Annotated in this window: 22 protein-coding genes; 11 read left to right on the top strand and 11 right to left on the bottom strand. The window is 60.7% G+C overall.

The window, feature by feature from the left end:
• Positions 1-195: 195 nt before the first annotated feature.
• The 5 genes from astE to IM304_RS03020 are packed head-to-tail and all read right to left on the bottom strand — an operon-like array spanning position 196 to position 6218.
• Positions 196-1161, bottom strand: coding sequence for a succinylglutamate desuccinylase (gene astE, locus IM304_RS03000; RefSeq protein WP_193356255.1), 966 nt, complete (start codon positions 1159-1161; stop codon positions 196-198).
• Between the two features lie 9 nt (positions 1162-1170).
• Positions 1171-2496, bottom strand: coding sequence for an N-succinylarginine dihydrolase (astB, locus tag IM304_RS03005; RefSeq protein WP_193356256.1), 1326 nt, complete (start codon positions 2494-2496; stop codon positions 1171-1173).
• The gene (gene astD, locus IM304_RS03010; protein WP_193356257.1) at positions 2483-3970 is read right to left on the bottom strand and encodes a succinylglutamate-semialdehyde dehydrogenase; all 1488 of its coding nucleotides are present in this window, start codon (positions 3968-3970) and stop codon (positions 2483-2485) included. The genes astB and astD overlap by 14 nt, the downstream gene beginning before the upstream one ends.
• Positions 3967-5001 carry an arginine N-succinyltransferase gene (gene astA / locus IM304_RS03015; RefSeq protein ID WP_176610578.1) on the bottom strand — a complete coding sequence of 345 codons (1035 nt, stop codon included), beginning with the start codon at positions 4999-5001 and terminating at the stop codon, positions 3967-3969. The genes astD and astA overlap by 4 nt, the downstream gene beginning before the upstream one ends.
• The gene (locus IM304_RS03020; RefSeq protein WP_193356258.1) at positions 4998-6218 is read right to left on the bottom strand and encodes an aspartate aminotransferase family protein; all 1221 of its coding nucleotides are present in this window, start codon (positions 6216-6218) and stop codon (positions 4998-5000) included. The genes astA and IM304_RS03020 overlap by 4 nt, the downstream gene beginning before the upstream one ends.
• A gap of 433 nt (positions 6219-6651) precedes the next feature.
• Here IM304_RS03020 and xthA point away from each other — a divergent pair, with 433 nt between their 5' ends.
• From xthA to IM304_RS03050, 6 genes are all read left to right on the top strand, one after another.
• Entirely contained in the window at positions 6652-7458 is an 807-nt protein-coding gene (gene xthA, locus IM304_RS03025) for an exodeoxyribonuclease III (protein WP_148419103.1), read from the top strand.
• 6 nt (positions 7459-7464) lie between these two features.
• Positions 7465-8148: a TVP38/TMEM64 family protein gene (locus IM304_RS03030; protein ID WP_193356259.1), complete on the top strand. Its 684-nt coding sequence runs from the start codon at positions 7465-7467 to the stop codon at positions 8146-8148.
• Between the two features lie 15 nt (positions 8149-8163).
• Complete coding sequence (locus IM304_RS03035; protein ID WP_193356319.1) at positions 8164-9324, top strand: ABC transporter substrate-binding protein; 1161 nt, start codon at positions 8164-8166, stop codon at positions 9322-9324.
• A complete protein-coding gene (locus IM304_RS03040; RefSeq protein ID WP_193356260.1) occupies positions 9297-10826 on the top strand; it encodes a thiamine ABC transporter permease in 1530 nt (509 codons plus the stop codon). Before IM304_RS03035 ends, IM304_RS03040 begins: the two co-directional genes overlap by 28 nt.
• Positions 10826-11446: an ATP-binding cassette domain-containing protein gene (locus IM304_RS03045; RefSeq protein ID WP_193356261.1), complete on the top strand. Its 621-nt coding sequence runs from the start codon at positions 10826-10828 to the stop codon at positions 11444-11446. Before IM304_RS03040 ends, IM304_RS03045 begins: the two co-directional genes overlap by 1 nt.
• A gap of 73 nt (positions 11447-11519) precedes the next feature.
• Positions 11520-12827: a sulfurtransferase gene (locus IM304_RS03050; protein WP_193356262.1), complete on the top strand. Its 1308-nt coding sequence runs from the start codon at positions 11520-11522 to the stop codon at positions 12825-12827.
• Here the strand turns inward: IM304_RS03050 and IM304_RS03055 are convergent.
• On the bottom strand, positions 12824-13441 hold the full coding sequence (locus tag IM304_RS03055) for a CDP-alcohol phosphatidyltransferase family protein (protein ID WP_193356263.1): 618 nt from the start codon (positions 13439-13441) through the stop codon (positions 12824-12826). The two genes, IM304_RS03050 and IM304_RS03055, sit on opposite strands and share 4 nt — an antisense overlap.
• On the bottom strand, positions 13431-14003 hold the full coding sequence (locus tag IM304_RS03060) for a carboxymuconolactone decarboxylase family protein (protein ID WP_193356264.1): 573 nt from the start codon (positions 14001-14003) through the stop codon (positions 13431-13433). Before IM304_RS03060 ends, IM304_RS03055 begins: the two co-directional genes overlap by 11 nt.
• A gap of 75 nt (positions 14004-14078) precedes the next feature.
• Here IM304_RS03060 and IM304_RS03065 point away from each other — a divergent pair, with 75 nt between their 5' ends.
• Positions 14079-14495 (top strand): pyrimidine (deoxy)nucleoside triphosphate diphosphatase, encoded by a 417-nt coding sequence (locus IM304_RS03065; protein ID WP_274857156.1) that lies wholly within the window; start codon positions 14079-14081, stop codon positions 14493-14495.
• On the opposite strand, the gene IM304_RS03070 is transcribed toward IM304_RS03065, so the two are convergent.
• Complete coding sequence (locus tag IM304_RS03070) at positions 14455-14727, bottom strand: YnjH family protein (protein WP_176610587.1); 273 nt, start codon at positions 14725-14727, stop codon at positions 14455-14457. The two genes, IM304_RS03065 and IM304_RS03070, sit on opposite strands and share 41 nt — an antisense overlap.
• A gap of 225 nt (positions 14728-14952) precedes the next feature.
• Between IM304_RS03070 and gdhA the strand changes: the two genes are divergently transcribed.
• On the top strand, positions 14953-16296 hold the full coding sequence (gdhA, locus tag IM304_RS03075) for an NADP-specific glutamate dehydrogenase (RefSeq protein ID WP_148419123.1): 1344 nt from the start codon (positions 14953-14955) through the stop codon (positions 16294-16296).
• A 57-nt stretch (positions 16297-16353) separates the two neighbouring features.
• Here the strand turns inward: gdhA and IM304_RS03080 are convergent, their stop codons facing one another.
• From IM304_RS03080 to IM304_RS03090, 3 genes are all read right to left on the bottom strand, one after another.
• The gene (locus tag IM304_RS03080; RefSeq protein ID WP_193356265.1) at positions 16354-18261 is read right to left on the bottom strand and encodes a DNA topoisomerase III; all 1908 of its coding nucleotides are present in this window, start codon (positions 18259-18261) and stop codon (positions 16354-16356) included.
• Positions 18262-18265: 4 nt separating this feature from the next.
• Positions 18266-19309 (bottom strand): selenide, water dikinase SelD, encoded by a 1044-nt coding sequence (gene selD, locus IM304_RS03085; protein ID WP_148419127.1) that lies wholly within the window; start codon positions 19307-19309, stop codon positions 18266-18268.
• 116 nt (positions 19310-19425) lie between these two features.
• Positions 19426-19977, bottom strand: a complete 552-nt coding sequence (locus IM304_RS03090) for an NAD(P)H nitroreductase (protein ID WP_176610591.1) — start codon at positions 19975-19977, stop codon at positions 19426-19428.
• Between the two features lie 167 nt (positions 19978-20144).
• Here IM304_RS03090 and sppA point away from each other — a divergent pair, with 167 nt between their 5' ends.
• The 3 genes from sppA (at position 20145) to pncA (ending at position 23731) form a co-directional block, all read left to right on the top strand.
• Positions 20145-22001 carry a signal peptide peptidase SppA gene (gene sppA, locus IM304_RS03095; protein ID WP_193356266.1) on the top strand — a complete coding sequence of 619 codons (1857 nt, stop codon included), beginning with the start codon at positions 20145-20147 and terminating at the stop codon, positions 21999-22001.
• A gap of 62 nt (positions 22002-22063) precedes the next feature.
• Positions 22064-23080 carry an asparaginase gene (gene ansA / locus IM304_RS03100; protein WP_032673734.1) on the top strand — a complete coding sequence of 339 codons (1017 nt, stop codon included), beginning with the start codon at positions 22064-22066 and terminating at the stop codon, positions 23078-23080.
• A 9-nt stretch (positions 23081-23089) separates the two neighbouring features.
• On the top strand, positions 23090-23731 hold the full coding sequence (gene pncA / locus IM304_RS03105; RefSeq protein ID WP_193356267.1) for a bifunctional nicotinamidase/pyrazinamidase: 642 nt from the start codon (positions 23090-23092) through the stop codon (positions 23729-23731).
• Positions 23732-23795 lie beyond the last annotated feature (64 nt).

The raw sequence follows: 23795 nt of genomic DNA on the forward strand, positions 1-23795 counted from the left end.
TTAAGGAAAAATAATGGAGAGATGAAACGAAAATATTCAACAAGCTGTTTTTAAAGAGATTATGGAGAAGTATAGCGAAGTGGCGTTTAATAATAAAGCAATTATCCAGGAATATTCCGCAAACAAAACAAGAACGCTTTTATCGCTAAGAAATTAATAAACCGTTTCCCCTCCGGTCGATGCGAGGGGAAACGATCAGGCCATTTTTTCCAGCATCAGCCCGGCTCGCAGACCAAACGCGACCGACGGATTGGGGAATAACACATATTCCGTGGATTGCTGTACCACATAGCGTTCATCTCCATCTTCCGCCAGCAGGACGCCCTGCCGGAACGGCGTAAAGTTCAGCGTGTGGGGCGCCATATGCAGACGGAAAGCATCGCTGCGGCGCGTGATCTGCTGCACCACCCGATAGCGCGCCACGTGCCCCTGCGCGCGTGTCTGCATCTCACCTCCCAGCAACGCCGAAAGCGCATGCTGCGTAGGGGCAAAGCGCGTCAGGTCGTTATGCCCGAACGGCAGCGCTTTTCCCAGCTCCAGCGTGCAGGACAGCGCGCCGAAATTCTCGCAGGTGAAGTGGGTGAAGGTGCCGCCCGGCGCCTGGTGAAAGACCAGCGCCTCCAGCCCCGCGTCGCCAAGCCAGGTCAGAAACGCTTCATCCCACGGCTGGTGACGCTGCGGCAACACGCCAAAACGTACGTGGTACGAGGCGCGGATGGCGGTATGCAGATCGAGGTGCCAGCGCGCTGCCCCCGCGTCGGCAAAAAACGCGGCAACGGTAGCCTCCAGCCACCGGGCGCGCGCCGTTTCATCACTCACCGGGAACTGTGCCCAGCGGCCACCAAACATGCGGTTGAGGTCGCTTGCGAGATAGCGCTGGTTTTGCGCCAGCGCGGGCGGATTCCCCAGCACCACCAGCAGACGACAGCGCAGCGCGAACGCCCCGTGGAACAGCGCGCGCAGCACAATATCGACAATCTCCACGGGTGCCGTTTCGTTCCCGTGAATACCGGCAGAAAGCAGCAGCGAAAGGTCATACTCCCCTGTCGGCGTCAGCTCAAGCACGCCCGGCCCCAGCCACCGCCAGTGGAACGAGGGGCCGTCCCCCTCTTGCAGCTCCGGCGTCTCTGCTGTCAGGGTCAGCGCCAGTAAATTCTCCATACCCTCTCCTTAGCGCTGGAACGGATAAACCGAACCCAGCTGCAGGATAGTCGATAATGTATCCAGCGCCTCGCGGCCTTCACGCAGCAGCTGCGGATCGACCAGATCGGCCTGAACCATACGATCGCGATAGTAGCGGTCCACCCAGTCGTTGAGGGTGTTGAACAGCGCGTCGCTCATCATCACCGCCGGATTCACCGCCTGCAATTCGTGTGGCGTTAACACCACGCGCAGGCGCAGACAGGCCGGTCCCCCGCCGTTGGCCATACTTTCCCGCAGATCGAACACGCGGAGTTCATCAATCGGATTATCCGCCTGCACCAGCTCGCTGAGATAGCGCCAGACGCCCTGATGATTGCGGGACTCCTGGGGCAACACCAGCATCATGCTGCCGTCATCCCGGCTCAGCAGCTGGCTGTTGAAAAGGTAGGTTTCAACGGCATCCTGCACGCTAACCGCCCGCGTGGGTACCTGAATCGGCATAAATCCCGGCACGCGCTCGCGCAGCGTAGCCAGCAGCTTTTCCTGATGGACGAACGCCTGCTCGTGGCAGAACAGCACCTGACGGTTGGAAACGGCAATCACGTCGTTATGGAACACGCCCTGGTCGATCGTCTGCGGATTTTGCTGAGCAAAAATGACCTGGGAGGGATTAACCTGGTTCAGCCGCGCAACCGCCTGGCTTGCGGCCAGGGTTTGCCTCGCCGGATAGCGAACCGGCGCGAGATGGCCGCCCTCCTCACGTCCGTAGATAAACAGCTGCAGCCCCGGATCGCCATAATCGCCGCCCAGACGGTTATGGTTGGCCGCCCCTTCGTCGCCAAACATCGCGACCTGCGGCAGCGCCTGATGCACCTCAAAATGGGCGTCATGATTAAAGATGGCGCGCAGCACGCGCCAGGTGGTGTCCGCTTCGCTGGCGCGGTGGAATTTGTTGTTCAGGTTAGCGACGGTGAGATGCACTTTGCCGTCCAGCGTATCCGCCGACGGTGCGACGGTGGCGGCATTCGCCACCCACATCGAAGAGGCAGAGCTGGCCGCGGAAAGCAGGTGTGGCGTCTGCGTGCCCGCTTTTTCCACCACCTGTTCATCCGTGCCGCTAAAACCCAGCTGGCGCAGCACCGCCACGTTCGGGCGCTCCTGCGGCGGGATCACCGCCTGCGGGAAACCGGCATCGGACAGCGCCTTCATTTTCAGCAGCCCCTGCTTCGCCGCCAGCTTCGGGTTCGAAACCTGGAACCGGTGCCTGGTCGAGGCTTCATTCCCGAAGGAAAGCCCGGCATAGTGGTGCGTCAGCCCCACCAGCCCGTCGAAGTTAACCTCACGCGCTTTCATGGGCGTCTCCCTGGGTGAAGTCCAGCCCCGGATTGAGCGTCTCCGGCAGCGTCAGCGACGGGGTTTCGAGGCTTGCCATCGGCCACGCGCAGTAATCAGCGGCATACCACGCGCTGGCGCGATGGTTGCCCGAGGCGCCTACGCCGCCAAACGGCGCGGTGCTCGCCGCCCCGGTCAGCGGTTTGTTCCAGTTCACGATCCCGGCGCGCGCTTCGAGCAGCAGCTGCTCGAACTTCTCGCGGTGCGGCGATATCAGGCCGCTCGACAGGCCGTATCGGGTATTGTTGGCCATCCCGATTGCCGCATCAAAATCGTCATAGCGCCAGACGCACAGCAGAGGGCCAAAGACCTCCTCGTCCGGCACGCCGTCGGCGCCGCTCATCTCAATAATCCCCGGCGTCAGTAACGACGTGCCGGGGGCTACCAGTTTCGGCTCCAGCAAAGTTTTGGCCCCGCGGTTGACGCGATCCTGCCAGGCCTTCAGCACGTTCTGCGCGGCCTGTTCGGAGATCAGCCCGCCAATAAACGGCTGCGGCTCGGCGTCCCACCGGGCGGGCACCAGACGCGCGCTCACCTCAACCAGACGCTTCAGGAATGCATCCCCCTGCGCGCCGCGCCTGACCAGCAGACGACGCGCGCAGGTGCAGCGCTGCCCGGCGGTAATAAAGGCCGACTGAATGGTCAGGTGCACGGCGGCATCAATATCGTCCGGATCCTCGACGATCAGCGGGTTATTGCCGCCCATCTCCAGCGCCAGAATTTTTTCCGGCTGCCCCGCCAGCTGGCGATGGAGCTGATAGCCCGTTCCGGCACTGCCGGTGAACAGCAGGCCGTCAACGTCGCTCAGCGCGCTCAGCGCCTGACCGGTTTCACGCCCGCCCTGCACCAGATTCAGCACGCCCGGCGGCAGCCCGGCCTGCTCCCACAGCTTCACCACCGCCTCGCCGGTTAACGGCGTGAGCTCGCTCGGCTTGAAGATGACGGTATTGCCCGCCAGCAGCGCGGGGACGATATGCCCGTTCGGCAGATGACCGGGGAAGTTATACGGGCCAAACACCGCCAGCACGCCGTGCGGACGGTGGCGCAGCGTGGCGGCGCCGTCCGGCATCTCGGTATGCTGCTCGCCGGTGCGGGCGTGGTACGCCTTCACCGAAATAGCGATTTTGTTGATCATCGCCGTGACTTCGGTTGTCGCCTCCCAGCGCGGCTTGCTGGTTTCGGCGGCGATAACGCGGGTCAGCTCGGCTTTATTGGCCTCCAGCAGCGCCGCAAATTTCTCAACCAGCGCCTGGCGCTCGGTGAAAGGCCGTTTCGCCCATGCCGGAAACGCGCGGCGTGCGGCGCGGCAGGCCTGCTCAACCTGTCCGGCGCTGGCGTCGTTTCCCTTCCAGAGCACCTCCTGACCCACCGGATTGGTTTTAATCCGCGCCTCGCCTTCGCCCGTTATCCAGTCGCCGTTAATCCATAATGTCATGCTGTTTTCTCCTCAGGGCAGAGTCGCACCAGGCGAACCGCGTCGCCGGCGTTACATTTCAGGGCATCCAGCTGCGCGGCGGTCAGTACCAGCCGCTCGCAGGTCGGGTTGGTTCGCACCAGCATGGCGCGGAAGTTGGCGTAATTCTCGTTCGATACCAGGCAGGCGGGCCACTCGCCCGGCGCGGGCTGGCCTTCAGAGACCTCAACCAGACGGCTCTTGCGGATGGCGCGCACGCGGTCGATGTCGCATTCCAGCGTGGGGCCGCCGTCGAAGATGTCGACGTAGTTACGGTAGCGAAATCCCTCTTTCTCCAGCACCGCGCGGGCCGGAGCGGTTTGCGGATGGACCTCGCCAATCACCGCCTGCGCCTCCGGCGTTAAGAAATGGGTATAAATAGGATGCTTCGGCATCAGCTCGGCGATAAACGCCTTCTGGCCGGTGCCGCACAGGTAGTCCGCACGGCTGAACTCCATGGAGAAGAAGCGTTCCCCCAGGCTCTCCCAGAACGGCGAGTAGCCCGTCTCGTCGATCACGCCGCGCATCTCGGCAACCACCTTTTCGTTGAAGCGGTCGCGAAAGGCGGCCATGAACATAAAGCGCGATTTGGAAAGCAGATAGCCGTTGCCCTCCTTGCGCCAGTCCGGATCGAGGAAAAGCGTGCAGAGCTCGCTGGCGCCGGTATGGTCATTGCAGAGAAAGAGCGTCGGCAGCGCGTTGTAGACGTTCAGCTCTTTCGAGGCGTGAACCATCGTGCCGACGCGGTAGTTGTACCAGGGATCGTTAAGCCCGACGGCCACCTCGATGGCGCAGATCCCCGCCACGGTTCCCGTGTCGGTATCTTCCAGCACGAACACATAGCCCTGTTCGCTCTTTGGCAACGTCCCCTGCCAGGTTTGCAGGGCGCGCTCAATGCGCGCCGACAGCGTTTTTTCATCGGCAGGCAGCGAGGTCAGCCCGCCGCCTGTCTTACCGGCAAGCTGCATAAGCCCGGCGAGATCGCCGTGCGCAACGGGACGGATAACCATCATGATGACACCCCGGCCTTCACCGCTTCGCAGGCCAGCGCAAAACGGTCCAGCCCGGTTCTGACCTCTTCTTCGCTGACGATCAGCGCAGGAGCAAAGCGCACCACGCTGGCACCGGCAATCAGCACCATCACGCCCTGTTTTGCCGCCTCCTGCGAAATCAGCTTCGCCTTGCCGGCAAACTCAGGGGCGAGTTCGCAGCCAATCAGCAGCCCCAGGCCGCGGATCTCTTTAAACAGGCCGGTCTTACTGTTAATGGCATTCAGACGCTCCACAAACCAGTCGTGACGCTGTTTAACACCCTTCAGCACTTCCGGGGTATTGATGATATCCAGAACCTGTCCGGCCACGGCCGTTGCCAGCGGGTTGCCGCCATAGGTGGTGCCGTGCGTGCCCACGGTCATCACGCTGGCGAATTTTTCCGTGGTCAGCATCGCGCCGATCGGGAAGCCGCCGCCCAGCGCTTTGGCCGTCGACAGCACATCCGGGGTTACGCCATAGTGCATGTAGGCGTACAGCTCGCCGGTGCGGCCCACGCCCGTCTGCACTTCGTCAAAAATCAGTACCGCGTTATGACGGTCGCACAGCTCGCGCAGCCCCTGAAGGAACGCCTGCTGCGCGGGCATGACGCCGCCCTCGCCCTGCATGGGCTCCACGATCACCGCGCAGGTGGCGTCGTCAATCAGCTCGCTGGCGGACTGTAAATCGTTGTACACCGCGTGACGGATATCGGGCGGCAGCGGTGCAAAATCCTGCGAATACGAGGGCTGACCGCCCGCGCTGACGGTAAACAGCGTGCGGCCATGGAACGCGTTCCTGAACGCGACGATCCCGCTCTTGTGGGTACCAAATTTATCGTGGGCATACTTACGCGCCAGCTTCAGCGCCGCTTCGTTAGCTTCCGCCCCGGAGTTACAGAAAAAGACTTTTTCTGCAAACGTGGCGTCGATCAGCTTCTTCGCCAGACGCAGCGCGGGCTCGTTGGTATACCCGTTGCCGGTATGCCAGAACTTCGCCGCCTGATCGTTCAGCGCCTGACGCAGCGCCGGGTTCGCATGGCCCAGCGCATTTACCGCAATGCCACCCGCAAAGTCGATGTACTCCTTGCCCTGCTGATCCCACAGGCGCGAGCCTTCCCCACGTACCGGAATAAAAGCCGCCGGAGCGTATACCGGCATCATCCATTCATCGAAATTTTCACGCGTAATTGACAGAGACATAGCGACCTCATCCGGTAAATAAAAGGTTGTTTAAATGTTAAATAATTGAGTGTTTGCACTGTGAATGTAGATTGCAGCGTTCGTGCCAGCCAGCGATAAAAATGCATAAAAGGGAGGAGGTAACAGAATATCAACGGGTTAGAATATGGAGTTATTCACTGTTAATGCATAATAAGTGAATATTTTTACGGTAAGCGGCGCTTTGCGGCATGAAAACAAGAAAGAGTATGCAGAAGCCAAATATAATTCTGGAATTGTGATCGCTCGCGAAATTTATTGGTTATTTACGCCCTGTCAGAGAGCAACGCGCGTTGAAATGGTGCAAATATTGCACCACCGGCATTATCTGTCGCAGTAATTGGGCGAAGCGGATAACAGACGACGCAAATTCTGCTACCATCCTTCCACTATTCACCTTGCATTGGCAGCGACTATGAAATTTGTCTCTTTTAATATCAACGGCCTGCGTGCCCGCCCTCATCAGCTTCAAGCGATTGTTGAGCAACATCAGCCAGATGTGATCGGCCTGCAGGAGACAAAAGTTCACGACGATATGTTCCCTCTCGAAGAGGTAGCAAAGCTGGGCTATAACGTCTTTTACCACGGACAGAAAGGCCACTACGGCGTTGCGCTACTGACTAAAGACACGCCGGTTTCGGTGCGTCGTGGCTTCCCGGGCGACGGGGAAGAGGCGCAGCGCCGCATCATCATGGCGGAAATTCCTTCCGCACTGGGCAACATTACCGTTATCAACGGCTATTTCCCGCAGGGTGAAAGCCGCGATCATGAAACCAAATTCCCGGCCAAGGCCAAGTTTTACCAGGACCTGCAAAACTACCTGGCAACCGAGCTCAAAAAAGAGAATCCGGTGCTGATCATGGGCGACATGAACATTAGCCCGACGGATCTGGATATCGGCATTGGCGAAGAGAACCGCAAGCGCTGGCTGCGCACCGGTAAATGCTCCTTCCTGCCGGAAGAGCGCGAGTGGATGGAGCGCCTGCTCGGCTGGGGTCTGGTGGATACCTTCCGTAATGCCAACCCGGAAACGCAGGACCGCTTCTCGTGGTTTGACTACCGCTCGAAAGGCTTCGATGACAACCGCGGCCTGCGCATCGATCTGCTTCTTGCCAGTTCGCCGCTGGCCGAGCGCTGCATCGAAACCGGAATCGACTATGACATCCGCAGCATGGAAAAGCCGTCCGACCATGCGCCCGTATGGGCAACGTTCAAGCTGTAACTTCCGGTGAACGTAAAAAAATCCATTCTCCTGTGCGCCCTTACGGGCGCATTTGTTTCGATCGTTGTTTTGCTTCCTCCGGGCACCCTCACCCTCGACGCGTTAAAAATGCACCAGCAAACGTTGCTCGATCGGGTGGAGCAGGCGCCCGTTCAGAGTGCGCTGTTCTATTTTGCGGTTTACGTCGCGGTCTCCGCGCTGTCGATACCCGGCGCGGCCCTTCTGACGCTGCTCGGCGGGGCGCTGTTCAGCCTGTGTGAGGCGGTGCTGCTGGTTTCATTTGCCTCAACGCTCGGCGCGACGCTTGCCATGCTCGCCAGCCGCTACCTGCTGCGCAACGGGGTTCAGCGGCGCTTTGCCGCCCAGATGCAAACGATCGATGCGGGAATGGCGCGCGACGGCGCGCGCTACCTTTTTGCCCTGCGCCTGATGCCGCTGTTCCCCTTTTTTCTGGTCAACCTGCTGATGGGGCTGACTAGGATTACGGTGCGTCGCTACTGGTGGGTAAGCCAGCTTGCCATGCTGCCCGCCACCGTCATCTATCTGAACGCGGGACGCGAGCTGGGGAAACTCGCCTCGCTGCGCGATATTCTGTCGCCGGGATTGCTGTTCGCCTTTACACTATTAGGGCTATTACCGCTGGTCACTCGCTGGCTATTTTCCCGTTACAACCCTTCGAATAAAAAGTGAGGCATTATGCGCCGGGTGCGTTTTTGCGCGTTTCTGACTGGCCTGCTGCTGGCAACGTCTGCCGCTGCCGCAGAGGGCTGGCAGACCATTCAACAGCAGGCTAAAGGGCAGACCGTCTGGTTTAACGCCTGGGGCGGCGATGGGGCCGTTAACCGCTATCTCGACTGGGTAAGCGGCGAAATGAAAACGCACTACGCCATTAACCTTAAGATCGTTCATCTGGCCGATGCCGCCGACGCGGTCAAACGGATCCAGACGGAACGGGCCGCGGGACGCGGCAGCAACGGGTCGGTAGATCTGCTCTGGGTGAACGGCGAAAATTTTCGCACGCTGAAAGAGGCAAACCTGCTGCTCAGCGGCTGGGCGCAGACCCTGCCCAACTGGCGCTACGTCGATACCCGTAAGCCGGTGACGGAAGATTTTGCCGTCCCGACCGACGGGGCGGAATCGCCGTGGGGCGGCGCCCAGCTGACCTTTATCGCCCGGAAAGCGAGCATGCCGACGCCTTTGGCAGATCCGCAGGCGCTGCTGGCCTACGCGCAGCAGCACCCTGGCAAGGTGAGCTATCCGCGCCCGCCGGATTTTACCGGCACCGCGTTTCTTGAGCAGCTGCTTCTGACGCTGACCGCCCGCCCGGACGCGTTAAAAAAAGCGCCTGATGGCACCTTTGCCCAGGTCACCGCCCCGCTGTGGGCCTACCTTGATACCCTGCATCCCCTGCTCTGGCGCGAAGGGAATGATTTTCCCGCCTCGCCCGCGCGCATGGATACCCTTCTCGCCAGCGGCAGCCTTAACCTGTCGCTGACCTTCAACCCCGCTCACGCGCGGCAAAAGGTGGCGAACGGTGAACTGCCTGCCGACAGCTACAGCTTCGGCTTTCGTCAGGGCATGCTCGGCAACGTCCATTTTGTCGCTATCCCGGCAAATGCCGGCGCGAGCGCGGGCGCAAAAGTCGTGGCGAACTTTCTGCTTTCACCGCAGGCGCAGATCCGCAAAGCCGATCCTGCCGTCTGGGGTGACCCGAGCGTGCTGGATGCCGACAGGCTGCCTGCGGATGAGGCAAAACAACTTCGTTTATTTACGCCCGCTGGCACCCCTGACGTGCTTCCCGAACCGCACGCCGCCTGGGTTAACGCCCTGGAGCAGGAATGGCTTCGCCGCTACGGTACCCGCTAAGCGGGCTGGCGTGGGCTGCTATGGCAGCCATCTATCTGCCGCTGCTTCCCGCCAGCGGAATGCTGCTCGCACCGGCGTTTTCCCCCGCCGGCTGGGCGGCGCTGTTTGCCGACCCGCAGCTGCCGCAGGCGCTGGCTGCCACGCTGGTTTCATCGCTTATCGCGACGCTGGGCTCTCTGTTCATCGCCCTGAGCCTGCTTGCGCTTCTCTGGCCGGGTGAAGGCTGGCAGCGCCTGACCGCCCGCCTGCCGTGGCTGTTAGCCGTGCCGCACGTCGCCTTCGCCACCAGCGCGCTGCTGCTGTTCGCCGAAGGGGGCGCGTTTTACCGGATGTGCACGCTCTGCTCGCCGCAGCTGGACCGCTACGGTATCGGGCTTGGGCTTACGCTCGCGGTCAAAGAGAGCGCGTTCGTCCTGTGGGCGCTGTACGCCGCGCTGCCTGAAAAGCGTCTCGCTCAGCAGAAGATTGTGCTGCATACCCTGGGCTACGGACGGATGCAGGCACTCTGCTGGCTGATAATCCCGGCAATCGCCCCCGCGCTGGGCGCCGTGATGCTGGCGGTGCTCGCCTGGTCGCTTTCCGTGGTGGACGTGGCGATCGTGCTCGGGCCGGGCAATCCGCCCACGCTAGCGGTGCTGGCCTGGCAGTGGCTTACCCAGGGCGATGCGCAGCAGCAGATAAAGGGAACGTTGCTGTGCCTGGCGCTGCTCCTGCTGCTGGCCGCGCTGGCCGCGGCGGGATACGGCCTCTGGGCCGCATGGCGGCGCTCGCAGCCTGACGTCTCGGGGCGTCGTCGTGCTCCGCACAGCGCGTTGCCCGCACGGCCCCTTGGCGGATTACTGCCGCTGTGCGGCGCGCTTTGTGCCGTTGTCCTGCTGATGCTGGCGGGTCGGGACGACGTCGGCCCGGTCAGCGACAGCCTGTCGCTGGGGCTGCTGTCCAGCCTGCTTGCGCTGGCGCTCCTCTTTCTCTGGCTTGAGTGGGGACCGCCGCGCGGCGCGCGGTGGATCTGGCTGCCGCTTGCGCTTCCCGCACTGCCGCTTGTGTCCGGGCAGTATGCCGTTGCGCTGCGGCTGGGCATCGACGGTCAGTACGCCGCCGTGCTCTGGAGCCATTTGCTCTGGGTTATCCCGTGGATGCTTCTGGTGCTGCAGCCGGCCTGGCGCAGGCTCGATCCCCACCTGATCCTGACCGCCAGAACGCTGGGATGGGAACAGGCGAAAATTTTCTGGTTAGTGAAATGCCCCCTGATGGTTCGTCCGGCCCTGCTGGCCTTTGCCACCGGATTTTCCGTGAGCATGGCGCAGTACATGCCCACCCTCTGGCTGGGGGCTGGACGCTTCGCCACGCTGACGACGGAGGCGGTTGCCCTCAGCAGCGGCGGCAGCGTTCCCGTTCTGGCGTCCCGGGCGCTGGGCCTGCTGCTGTTGGCCAGCAGCGTATTCGCCCTTGCCGCGCTGCTCTCGCGGCTCGCAGGCCGCTACCGACAAGGATTACGTTAATGCTGAACGTGAAAAATCTCACCATCTCCCCCCTGTTTCATGATGTGAACTTCAGCGTCCCGGCGGGTGAGATCGTGACGCTGATGGGGCCATCCGGCAGCGGGAAATCGACCCTTTTTTCCTGGATGGTGGGGGCATTGTCCGCTGATTTTAAGGCGCACGGCGAGCTGTGGCTGAACGATCGTCGCTGCGATACCCTCGCCGTGGAAGCGCGCGGGATCGGCATCCTGTTTCAGGATGCCCTGCTGTTTGACGCCTTCAGCGTTGGGCAAAACCTGATGCTGGCGCTGCCGGCGCGCGTCGCCGGGCGCGCACGTCGCCAGGCGGTAGAGCAGGCCCTGGCGTCAGCCGGGCTGGCAAACCATTACGCCAGCGATCCGGCCACCCTGTCGGGCGGCGAGCGCGCCCGGGTCAGCCTGCTGCGCGCCCTGCTCGCCGAGCCGCAGGCGCTGCTGCTCGACGAGCCGTTCAGCCGCCTTGATAAAGCGCTGCGCGCGTCATTTCGCGCCTGGGTATTTGAGGTGGCTCGCCAGCGCGCTATTCCTGTGGTGCTGGTCACGCACGATGAGGACGATATTCCCCCCGGCGGGCAGGTGATTGGAATTTCTCGCTGGCAATAATGTGCTAACGCAATGTTTTTGGCGGCAGGAGAGACGACAATGCCATCCCCTTTTAATGACGTCAGGTTTTTCGATGAAACGTGTTTCTCAACTGACCGCGCTGGCCCTGCTCTGCGGCCTCGCCTCACTCTCCTCCACGGCGGCTGATATGCCCCATGCCCTCACGCTGGCCCAGCTACAGGCACAGAACGGCGCGGTAATCGATACGCGTATCAGCGCGTTCTATAACGGCTGGCCGCAAACCCTGAGCGGAACGTCCGGACATGAGCCCGCCGCGCTTAATCTCTCCGCCAGCTGGCTTGGGACGATGAGCGATGACCAGCTCAGCGGCTGGGCAACGCGGCATCGTCTTTCGCCGGACGCGCCAATTGCGCTCTATGGCAGCGATGAAGACAACCGGGCCGTCAAAGCGCGGCTGGAAAACGCGGGCTTTAGCCGCATCACCACCCTGAGCGATGCCCTACAGCAGGCCGATCGCCTGCAGCGGCTGGCGCACTTCGAGCAGCTGGTCTATCCGCAGTGGATCCACCGGCTACAGCAGGGCAAGCCGGTTACGGCAGCACCGGCAGGCGACTGGAAGGTGATTGAGGCCGGATGGGGCGCGCCAAAGCTGTATCTGCTGAGCCATATTCCCGGCGCGGGCTACATCGACACCAACGAAGTGGAAAGCGAGCCGCTGTGGAATAAAGTCTCTGACGAGGCGCTGAAAGCGATGCTGGCGAAGCACGGGATCCGTCACGATACCACCGTCATTCTGTACGGTCGTGACGTCTATGCCGCCGCGCGCGTGGCGCAGATCATGCTCTACGCGGGCGTGAAGGATGTGCGCATTCTGGACGGCGGCTGGAGGGCGTGGTCCGACGCAAACCTGCCCGTTGAACGCGGTACGCCTGCAAGCGTAAAGCCAGCCCCTGATTTTGGCGCGCCGATCCCGGGCCAGCCACAGCTGATGGTGGATATGGATCGGGCCCGCGGGATGCTGCACCGTCAGGATGCGTCGCTGGTGAGCATTCGCTCCTGGCCGGAATTCACCGGCGAAACCAGCGGCTACAGCTATATCAAGCCGAAAGGAGAAATTGCCGGCGCGCGCTGGGGCCACGCGGGCAGCGACGCGACCCACATGGAAGACTTCCACAACCCGGACGGCACCATGCGCAGCGCCGACGATATCGCCGCCATGTGGAAAACGTGGAATATCCTGCCGGAGCAGCACGTTGCGTTTTACTGTGGTACCGGCTGGCGCGCCTCTGAAGCCTTTATGTACGCCCGCGCCATGGGCTGGCAGAACGTCGCGGTCTATGACGGAGGCTGGTACGAATGGAGCAGCCATCCGCAAAACCCGGTCTCCCGCGGCGAGCGCGGCCCCGAGAGTTCACGCTAGCGGTTGAGCGATCTCAGCGTCGCGTAACCGCTCCAGACGCGCGTTGTGGTGGTCAGCCAGCACAGCGCGCCAAACGCCCAGGCAAACAGCGTGAAGTGCGCCGGAAACAGGCAGCACAGCACAAACAGCGCGATGGTCTCCGTCCCTTCCGTCAAACCTCCGATGTAATAAAACGACTTGTGCGCATAGCCAGGATTATCAATATCGTGTTTCGCGGCCAGCGCGGCGAAGGCGAGGAAGCTGCTGCCCGTGCCGATAAACGCGAACAGCAGCCAGGCGGCGGCCAGCGCATTTTCAGCCGGTGCAGCCAGCGCAAAGCCAAACGGCACCAGGGCGTAAAACAGGAAGTCGAGGGCGATATCAAGAAATCCTCCCGCGTCCGTCAGGCCGCGTCGACGCGCCAGCGCGCCGTCCAGCCCATCCAGCAGCCGGTTCAGCACAATGGCGACCAGCGCCGCCGGGTACCAGCCGAGCGCCAGAAAGGGCAGCGCCAGCGCGCCTGCGGCAAACCCGACGAGCGTTAGCCCGTCGGGCGTGATAAACGGCTTATCCAGGGCGGCAGCCAGCTGGTTAAGCCCGGGCTTCAGCCGGGGGTGCAGATGTTTATCCAGCATGCGGTTTTCCTTTAAACGTGGCGCACAGCCCCTGAGCCGGAATATCGAGTGCCGCATTGAAGCGGGCGGACAGGTTCTGAAACGCAATCAGGGCCGTCATTTCGGTGATAGCGTCCTGCGTAAAGTGGCGCTTTAGCTGGCTTTTGATGCTGTCATCGACACGAGGCGGCGTGGCGGTGACCGCTTCCGCAAAGGCCAGCGCGGCGCGCTCCTCCTCGCTGAACAGGGTGGACGTTTGCCAGTCGCTAACGGCCTGCACTTTATCCAGCGCCCCGCTCCGCTCGGCCAGACGCAGGCTGTTGGCATCGATACAAAATGCGCAGTGGCAAATCTGCGAGACGCGGGTCATCAGCAGCGAGCGCAGCGCCGGGGACAAACGCGCCTGGCGCCGCTCCAGATAGCCGACAAACAGCGCCACCAGCCAGAAAAGACGCGGCATGCGCCCCCACCAGCGGGTGGGATTAAGCACCGAGCCAAAATGTTTTTTCTGCATGGCGGCAATGGGCTTGAGGCTGACGGGAAGGGATTCGATGGGGGCAACCCAGGCGGATGTCTCTTTCACCTGATTCTCCTGATGACTGGACTCTTTGAAAGGGGACGATAATATGTCGTTTTCCGCTATTAATTATTGACGAACATGCTGAAAACACTCGATGTTGTTGCGGCCATCCTCGAAAAAGAGGGCAAAATTTTACTGGCGCAGCGTCCAGCCCATGCCGATCAGCCCGGAATGTGGGAGTTTGCAGGGGGCAAGGTTGAAGCCGGTGAGACCCAGCCACAGGCGCTGATCCGCGAACTGCGTGAAGAACTCGGCATTGAGGCCGTACCCGCGCGGTACGTGGCAAGCCACCAGCGGGAGGTGTCGCAGCGCCTGATCCATCTCCACGCGTGGCACGTGCCCGACTTTAGCGGCGAGCTCAGGGCGCATTACCACTCGGCGCTAGTGTGGTGCACGCCGGAAGAGGCTTTCGCCTATGATTTAGCCCCGGCGGATATTCCGCTGCTTGAGGCGTTTATTCTTTTACGCGACGCCAGACCAGCGGGTTCGTACTGATGGTGCGCTCATCGCGCTGGCACTGCAGCAGCACGCCCTCCGCCCTGACCACCGCGCCTTCTGAGTAGTTTTGATCCTGATAGATACAGCACTGATTGCACGGCTGGGCACGCTGGCCGCCGCTGCTAAAGACCTCCGGCGGCACGTTAACCTCGACATCCGGTCGAAAGCGGTCAGCCTGCGCGGCTGCGGATAACGTCAAACATAGCGCGGCCATTGCGTAACGGTTCATAGACTTTATTTCCTTTGCATCGTTTATATCTATAACGGTAGATCGGGACGGGATCTTTAATTTATCGCATCATCGCTTTTGGTTATGACGCGCGCCTCGTCATTAATTTCCCTTTCGGGCTGCATTTCTGCTTGCCTCTTAAAGCAGTGCGGGTGGTATAGTCAAAAAAACGACACAAAACATCTACGCCACGCGCATAAAATATTATAAGAGGTTCTTATATCTATGGATCAGACACGCTCTCTGGAAAGCTTCCTTGCCCACGTTCAGCAGCGCGACCCGCACCAAAGCGAGTTTGCCCAGGCCGTTCGTGAAGTGATGACCACCCTGTGGCCCTTCCTTGAAGAAAATCCGCGTTACCGCCAGATGGCGCTGCTCGAACGCCTGGTGGAGCCCGAGCGCGTGATCCAGTTCCGCGTGGCATGGGTGGACGACCGCAATCAGGTGCAGGTGAACCGCGCGTGGCGCGTGCAGTTTAACTCCGCCATTGGGCCGTTTAAGGGCGGAATGCGCTTCCACCCTTCGGTGAACCTGTCGATCCTTAAATTCCTCGGCTTCGAGCAGACCTTCAAAAACGCGCTCACTACCCTGCCGATGGGCGGCGGAAAAGGCGGCAGTGATTTCGATCCGAAAGGTAAAAGCGAAGGTGAAGTGATGCGCTTCTGCCAGGCGCTGGTTACCGAACTCTATCGCCACCTTGGCCCGGACACCGACGTACCTGCCGGAGATATCGGCGTGGGCGGGCGTGAAGTGGGCTTTATGGCCGGGATGATGAAAAAGCTTTCCAACAACAGCGCCTGCGTCTTTACCGGCAAAGGCCTGTCGTTTGGCGGCAGCCTGATTCGCCCTGAAGCGACGGGCTACGGCCTGGTCTATTTCACCGAAGCGATGCTCAAGCGTCACGGGCTGAGCTTTGAGGGGATGCGCGTGGCGGTCTCCGGCTCCGGCAACGTGGCGCAGTACGCTATCGAGAAAGCGATGGCGTTCGGCGCGCGCGTGGTTACCGCCTCCGACTCCAGCGGTACCGTGGTGGATGAAGCCGGCTTTACGGCAGAAAAACTGGCGCGCCTGTGCGACATTAAAGCCAGCCGCGACGGCCGCGTGGCAGATTATGCCCGCGAGTTTGGCCTGACCTATCTGGAAGGTAAACAGCCGTGGGGCGTGCCGGTGGATATCGCCCTGCCGTGCGCGACGCAAAACGAGCTGGACGTGGAAGCCGCCCGTACGTTGATTAGCAATGGCGTAAAAGCGGTCGCGGAAGGGGCGAACATGCCTACCACCATCGAAGCGACAGACCTGTTCCTCGACGCGGGCGTGCTGTTTGCGCCGGGCAAGGCGGCGAACGCGGGCGGCGTGGCAACGTCCGGCCTGGAAATGGCGCAGAACGCCGCAAGAATGGGCTGGAAGGCAGAGAAAGTGGATGCCCGCCTGCATCACATCATGCTTGATATTCACCATGCCTGCGTGGAGTACGGCGGCGAGGCCTCGCAGACCAACTACGTGCGCGGGGCGAACATTGCCGGGTTCGTGAAGGTGGCGGATGCAATGATTGGGCAGGGTGTGATTTAAGTTTTATCGTGTGGCCGGGCGCCCTCTCCCACGGGGAGAGGGGAAAAAACGGGCGTATCAGGCCGCGCTCTTTTTCTTTTTAAACGGTTTCTTCGCACCGCCGCCCGGCGCCACCATCCCCCTGAACCGCTTCACCGGCGTGCTGCGCGCCTGGTCAATCAGCTGGTAAAGCGTTCCGACCAGCGGCTGCATAAAGTCCTGGTAACGGCACTGCTTTTCGCTGATTTGCGTCAGCACAGACTCCCAGTGCGCCGTCATGTCCGGCCTTGCCGCAAGCTCAGGAAGGGAATGTATGAGCGCCCGGCCCGGTTCCGTTGAGTGGATGTAACGTCCCTTTTTCTCCAGGAAACCGCGCTTGAACAGCAGTTCAATGATCCCTGCTCGCGTCGCTTCCGTACCCAGCCCGTCGGTCGCGCGAAGGATCTTCTTCAGATCTTTATCCTGCACAAAGCGGGCGATCCCGGTCATGGCGGACAGCAGCGTCGCGTCGGTGAAGTGACGCGGCGGCTGGGTCTGACGCTCTATCACTTCGCCCCTCTCGCACAATAGCTCATCGTCTTTAGCCACCACCGGCAGCGGCGTGCCGTCGTTCTCCTCGTCACGCTCTTTGTTGCCAAGCAGGGTGCGCCAGCCCGCTTCCGCCAGAAAACGCGCTTTGGCAATAAATTTGCCTTTGGCGATGTCCAGCTCAATGACGCACTTGCGAAACACCGCGTCCGGGCAGAACTGCATCAGGTACTGACGGGCAATCAGGTTATAGACCTTCGCTTCGTTGTCGGTCAGGTTGACGCTGCTGGCGCGCGCCGTCGGGATAATCGCGTGGTGGGCATCGACTTTTTTATCGTCCCAGCAGCGGTTATGGGTGTCCGGGTTAACGACCGGCTGAGGAAGCAGATCCGGCGCGTGCACGCCGATGGCGTTCATCACCGCGTGGCGTCCGGCAAAATGTTCTTCCGGGAGATAGCGGCTGTCCGAACGCGGATAGGTGATAAGCTTATGGGTTTCGTAGAGCTTCTGGCATATATCGAGCACGTTCTGCGCGCTCAGGCCAAATTTTTTGGCGGCCTCAATCTGTAACGCCGACAGGGAGAACGGCAGCGGCGCGGGTTCTGATTCCCGTTTATCGTTATAGCTGGTGACGATAGCGGGCTGGCCGGTAATGCGGTTAACCACGTGCTCCGCCAGCGGGCGATGCAGCAGGCGTCCCTCTTCGTCCTGATACGATTCACAGGCATCGCTCGGCTGCCAGACGGCGGTAAAGCGTTCGTCTTTCGGCGTGACGATATGCGCTTTAACCTCAAAGAAGTCTTTGGCGACGAAATTCTCGATCTCTTCGTCACGACGCACCACCAGGCCCAGCACCGGGGTCTGCACGCGGCCCACGGAGAGCACGCCCTGATAGCCCGCATTGCGCCCCAGGATCGTATAGGCGCGGGTCATGTTGATCCCGTACAGCCAGTCGGCGCGCGCCCGCGCCAGCGCGGAGACGCACAGCGGAATAAACTCGCTGTTGGCGCGCAGGCGCGAAATCGCGCGCTCAACCGCCTGCGGGTTGAGGTCGTTGATCAGGCAGCGCTGCACCTGCTGGCGTTTTTCGGGTGCCAGCTCAAGATAGTCCAGCACCTCGTCCACCAGCAGCTGCCCTTCCCTGTCCGGGTCACCCGCGTGGACAACCTCCGTCGCCTCATGCAGAAAACGCTTAATGACGTTGAGCTGTTTGGTGACGGAAGGTCGGGGTTGCAGGCGCCACTTTTCCGGGACAATCGGCAGATCGCTGAGGTTCCAGCGGGCATAGCGGCTGTCGTAGACATCCGGCTGCGCCTGCTCAAGCAGGTGGCCGATGCACCAGGTGACCACCTGCCCGTTACCGCATTCGATAAAGCCGTCGCCTTTGCGATGCGGCTTAGGCAGCACGTCGGCGATGGCGCGCGCCAGGCTCGGCTTTTCGGCAATAAACAACCGCATCGAATTAACGGATCTCAATCATCGGGCGGCCGCCGCGGGCGGTTACCAGCTCGCCGATCGCCGTCAGGGTGATGCCGAACTCGGCGGCCGTCGCCTGCACGTCAGCTTCCGCTTCCGGGGTGACCGCCAGCAGCAGGCCGCCGGAGGTTTGCGGATCGCACAGCAGGTTGCGCCATTCTTCAGGCATCTCGCCCATCAGGTGGCCGTAGCTGGCGAAGTTGCGCTGCGTACCGCCCGGCACCGCGCCCTGGGCAATGTACTCCTCCACGCCCGGCAGCTTCGGCACGTCCTGATACCAGATCTGCGCCTGCACGCCCGCCCCCTGGCACACTTCGGACAGGTGCCCGAGCAGACCAAAACCGGTCACGTCGGTCATGGCCTTAACGCCGTCGATACTGGCGAACGCCGCACCCGCGAGGTTCATCTGGCACATGACTTCTGTAGCCAGACCTTTGTGCTCGGGCTTCAGCAGGGATTTTTTCTCGGCGGTGGTCAGCACGCCAATGCCAAGCGGCTTGGTCAGGTACAGCTTGCAGCCCGCCTGCGCGGTGCTGTTACGCTTCACGCGCTCGGTCGGCACCACGCCGGTAACGGCCAGGCCGAAGATCGGCTCAGGTGCATCGATAGAGTGACCGCCGGCCAGGGCGATCCCCGCCTGCTGGCAGGCAAAGCGTCCGCCTTCAATCACGTCGCGGGCGATTTCCGGCGGGATGGTGTTGATCGGCCAGCCCAGAATAGCGATCGCCATGATGGGCTTACCGCCCATCGCGAAGATATCGCTGATGGCGTTGGTGGCCGCAATTCGGCCGAAGTCGAACGGGTTGTCGACGATCGGCATAAAGAAATCGGTGGTGCTGATAATGCTGGTGCCGTTACCTAAGTCATAAACCGCTGCATCGTCACGCGTTTCGTTACCGACAAGCAGGTTCGGGTCGACAAACTTCGCCTGTTCACTGTGCAGGATGGTTTCCAGCACTTTTGGGGAAATTTTACAACCGCAACCGGCTCCGTGGCTGTATTGCGTTAAACGAATGGTTTGCTCGCTCATGGACATCTCCTGTCATTGCAATCGCGCTATGGTAGCGCTCATTCCATAAAGAGGTAAGTATGACTGTCTGAATTCTGCGGCGGATGCTCAGAATCCAGACAGTTTAGCGCGTGGGATTAAAAACGGCTGACGAAAGGCGTGGTGTCCGGCACGCTAATGGTGCTGGACGCTTTAAGCTGCGGGGTACCGAGATAGAGGAAACCGACAATTTTATCGTGCTCACCGCAGGAGAACCCTTCCCGCACGGCGGCGCTTTCGGTCAGCGGACCGGTACGCCAGATGCCGTTAAAGCCCTGCGCGACGGCGGCCATCTGCATCGCCATCACGGCGCAGCCTGCGGACATTTCCTGCTCCCAGACCGGCACCTTATGATCGGCCCTGCACTTCGCGACCACGGCAACGATCATCGGCGCGCGGAACGGCGCGTTGCGGGCTTTATCAATGCCCTTTTCATCCTGACCGGCGGCTACAGCGCCCTGCTCCAGCAGCTGGCTGAAGCGATCGCGTCCTTCGCCTTCAATGATAAAGAAGTGCCACGGCTGTAAGGTGCCATGGTCCGGCGCACGCATTCCGGCACGCAGAATGTTTTCCAGCTGCTCGCCGACCGGTGCCGGTTCAGCCAGGCGGGAAGCGCTACGACGGTTAACAAGCAGTTCTAGTGCGTCCATTGGTTAACTCCTTTCTTGAAATTTACTCACAAAATTAACACGACAGCAGAATTTGTTACAGCGTGGCAGGCGATTCCTGCTGACAAGTGGCGGTTGGGTCATTACGATAACCGCACATTACCGTCCCGTGGCGACGGAAACAGTCATTTTCTGGTTAGGGAGAATACATGCGAACCCTTTGGCGAATCTTTGCCGGTTTCTTTAAATGGACGTGGCGACTGCTCAACTTCGTCCGCAACCTGGTGATGAATATCTTCTTCATCTTCCTGGTACTGGTCTGCGCAGGTATCTGGATGCATCTCAGCAGCGCCAGCCAGTCGCAGAACTCGACGCGCGGCGCGCTGCTCCTCGATATCACCGGGGTAATTGTCGATAAGCCCTCCACCAGCAACCGTCTGGGCGTGATTGGCCGCCAGCTGTTCGGCGCAACGTCTGACCGCCTGCAGGAAAACTCCCTGTTTGATATCGTCGACACGATCCGTCAGGCCAAAGACGATCGCAACATTACCGGTATCGTGCTGGATCTGAAAGATTTTGCCGGTGCCGATCAGCCTTCGATGCAGTACATCGGTAAAGCGCTGCGCGAATTCCGCGACAGCGGTAAACCGGTGATTGCAGTCGGCGACAGCTACACCCAGGGGCAATATTATCTGGCGAGCTTTGCTAACAAAATCTGGCTCTCTCCGCAGGGCACGGTCGACCTGCATGGCTTTGCCACGAACGGTCTGTACTACAAATCGCTGCTCGACAAGCTGAAGGTCACCACCCACGTCTTCCGCGTCGGGACCTATAAGTCTGCCGTAGAGCCGTTTATCCGCGATGATATGTCCCCGGCGGCACGTGAAGCGGACAGCCGCTGGATCGGCGAGCTGTGGCAGAACTACCTCGGCACCATTGCCGCTAACCGTCAGATGCCCCCTGAACAGATCTTCCCGGGCGCGCGCGGCGTGCTGGACGGTCTGCGTAAGGTGGATGGCGATACGGCGAAATACGCGCTCGACAACAAGCTGGTCGATAGTCTGGGCTCCAGCGCCGAGATTGAAAAAGCGCTCACCAAACAGTTCGGCTGGAGTAAAGAAGACAAAAACTACAGCGCCATCAGCATGTATGACTACGCGGCGAAAAAACCGGACGACAGCGGCGACAGCGTTGCAGTGGTGTTTGCTAACGGTGCCATCATGGACGGTCAGGAAACGCCGGGGAACGTGGGCGGAGATACCACCGCCTCGCAGATCCGCGATGCCCGCCTCGATCCGAAAGTGAAGGCGATTGTCCTGCGCGTAAACAGCCCTGGCGGCAGCGTCAGCGCCTCAGAGGTGATCCGTGCGGAGCTGGCCGCCGCCCGCGCCGCGGGTAAACCGGTTGTTGTTTCCATGGGCGGCATGGCGGCGTCCGGGGGATACTGGATCTCAACGCCTGCTAACTACATCGTCGCTAACCCGAGCACCCTGACCGGCTCGATTGGCATCTTCGGGGTTATCAACACCGTTGAAAACAGCCTTGATTATCTTGGCGTTCATACCGATGGCGTTTCCACCTCACCGCTGGCCGACGTGTCCGTGACGAAATCGCTGCCGCCTGAGGTTTCTGAGATGATGCAGCTCAGCATTGAGAGCGGCTATAAGCGCTTTATCACGCTGGTTGCTGATTCCCGTAAAAAGACGCCAGATCAGATCGACCAGATTGCTCAGGGCCACGTCTGGACAGGCCTGGATGCAAAAAGCAACGGTCTGGTAGACAGCCTGGGCGACTTTGATGATGCGGTGAAGAAAGCGGCAGAGCTGGCCAAACTGAAGCAGTGGCACGTGGACTACTATCAGGACGAACCTACGTTCTTCGATATGATCGTGGACAGCATGTCCGGTTCCGTTCGCGCCATGCTGCCGGAAGCGCTTCAGGCTTACCTGCCTGCGCCTGTTGCCACGGCAGCGAAAGCGATGAAGGCGGAAGGCGACAAGCTCGCGGCCTTTAACGATCCACAAAGTCGTTACGCGTTCTGCCTGACCTGCGCGAACGTCCGTTAAAACCCGTCCCCTCTTCCCGCGAAGAGGGGATTTTTTCTTTTGAAGAACAAGAACTCACTACCATGCAGAAGAAATCAATTTATGTCGCCTATACCGGCGGTACCATCGGTATGCAGCGCTCTGAAAATGGCTATATCCCGGTTTCCGGCCACCTGCAGCGCCAGCTGGCGCTGATGCCCGAATTCCATCGCCCGGAAATGCCGGACTTCACCATCCACGAATACGAGCCGCTGATGGACTCCTCCGACATGACGCCGGAAGACTGGCAGCATATTGCGGATGACATTAAAGCCCATTACGACCAGTACGACGGCTTCGTGATCCTGCACGGCACCGACACCATGGCGTTTACCGCCTCGGCGCTCTCCTTCATGCTGGAGAACCTGAGCAAGCCGGTCATCGTGACGGGCTCGCAGATCCCGCTGGCGGAACTGCGTTCAGACGGGCAGATCAACCTGCTTAACTCCCTGTACGTTGCGGCCAATTACCCGATCAATGAAGTGTCGCTGTTCTTCAACAACCGCCTTTACCGCGGCAACCGCACCACCAAAGCGCACGCCGACGGCTTTGACGCGTTTGCCTCACCGAACCTGCAGCCGCTGCTGGAGGCGGGTATCCATATCCGTCGTCTGGGCACGCCGCCTGCGCCAAACACCGCGGGCGAGCTGATTGTTCATCCGATCACCCCGCAGCCGATTGGCGTGGTGACGATTTATCCGGGCATCTCCGCCGACGTGGTGCGCAACTTCCTGCGCCAGCCGGTGAAGGCGCTGATCCTGCGCTCCTATGGCGTGGGTAACGCGCCGCAAAACGGTGAGTTCCTGAAGGAGCTACAGGAGGCAAGCGATCGCGGAATTGTGGTGGTCAACCTCACCCAGTGTATGTCCGGTAAGGTCAACATGGGCGGCTATGCCACCGGTAATGCCCTGGCGCACGCGGGCGTTATCAGCGGTTTCGATATGACCGTTGAGGCAACACTGACTAAACTTCACTATTTACTGAGTCAGGATCTGGATATAGATTCCATTCGCCGCGCGATGATGCAAAATCTGCGCGGTGAGCTGACGCCGGACGAATAAGGAGTTCCCATGAAGCAACGCGCCCTGTTACTGGTCGATTTGCAAAATGATTTCTGTGCGGGCGGCGCGCTGGCCGTCGCCGAAGGTGACAGCACCGTGGACGTGGCAAACACGCTGATTGACTGGTGCAAAACCCGCGGTGAAGCGGTGGTCGCAAGCCAGGACTGGCATCCGGCAAACCACGGCAGCTTTGCCAGCCAGCATAGCGTTGAGCCTTTCACTCAGGGCGAACTCGACGGGCTGGCGCAAACCTTCTGGCCGGATCACTGCGTTCAGCAAACGGAAGGCGCAGAGCTGCATCCGCTGCTGAACCAGAAGGCCATCGACGCGGTGTTCCACAAAGGCGAAGATCCGCTTATCGACAGCTACAGCGCGTTTTTTGATAACGGACATCGTCAGAAAACGGCGCTCGACGCCTGGCTGCGCCATCACGAAATCACCGAGCTGATCGTGCTGGGGCTGGCGACGGACTACTGCGTGAAGTTCACCGTGCTCGACGCGCTCCAGCTTGGCTACACGGTTAACGTCATTACCGACGGCTGTCGCGGGGTGAACCTTCAGCCGCAGGACAGCGCCCAGGCGTTTATGGACATGGCTGCCGAAGGCGCAACGCTTTATACGCTGGCCGACTGGCTGGAAACGCAGGCCTGATGCTTTTGCCGGGTGGCGCTTGCGCTTACCCGGCACTTCCCTCTCTATCTCCCATAAAGTGAAC

The organism is Enterobacter cloacae complex sp. P40C2, from assembly GCF_014930695.1.
GTDB classification, from domain to species: Bacteria; Pseudomonadota; Gammaproteobacteria; order Enterobacterales; family Enterobacteriaceae; genus Enterobacter; species Enterobacter pasteurii.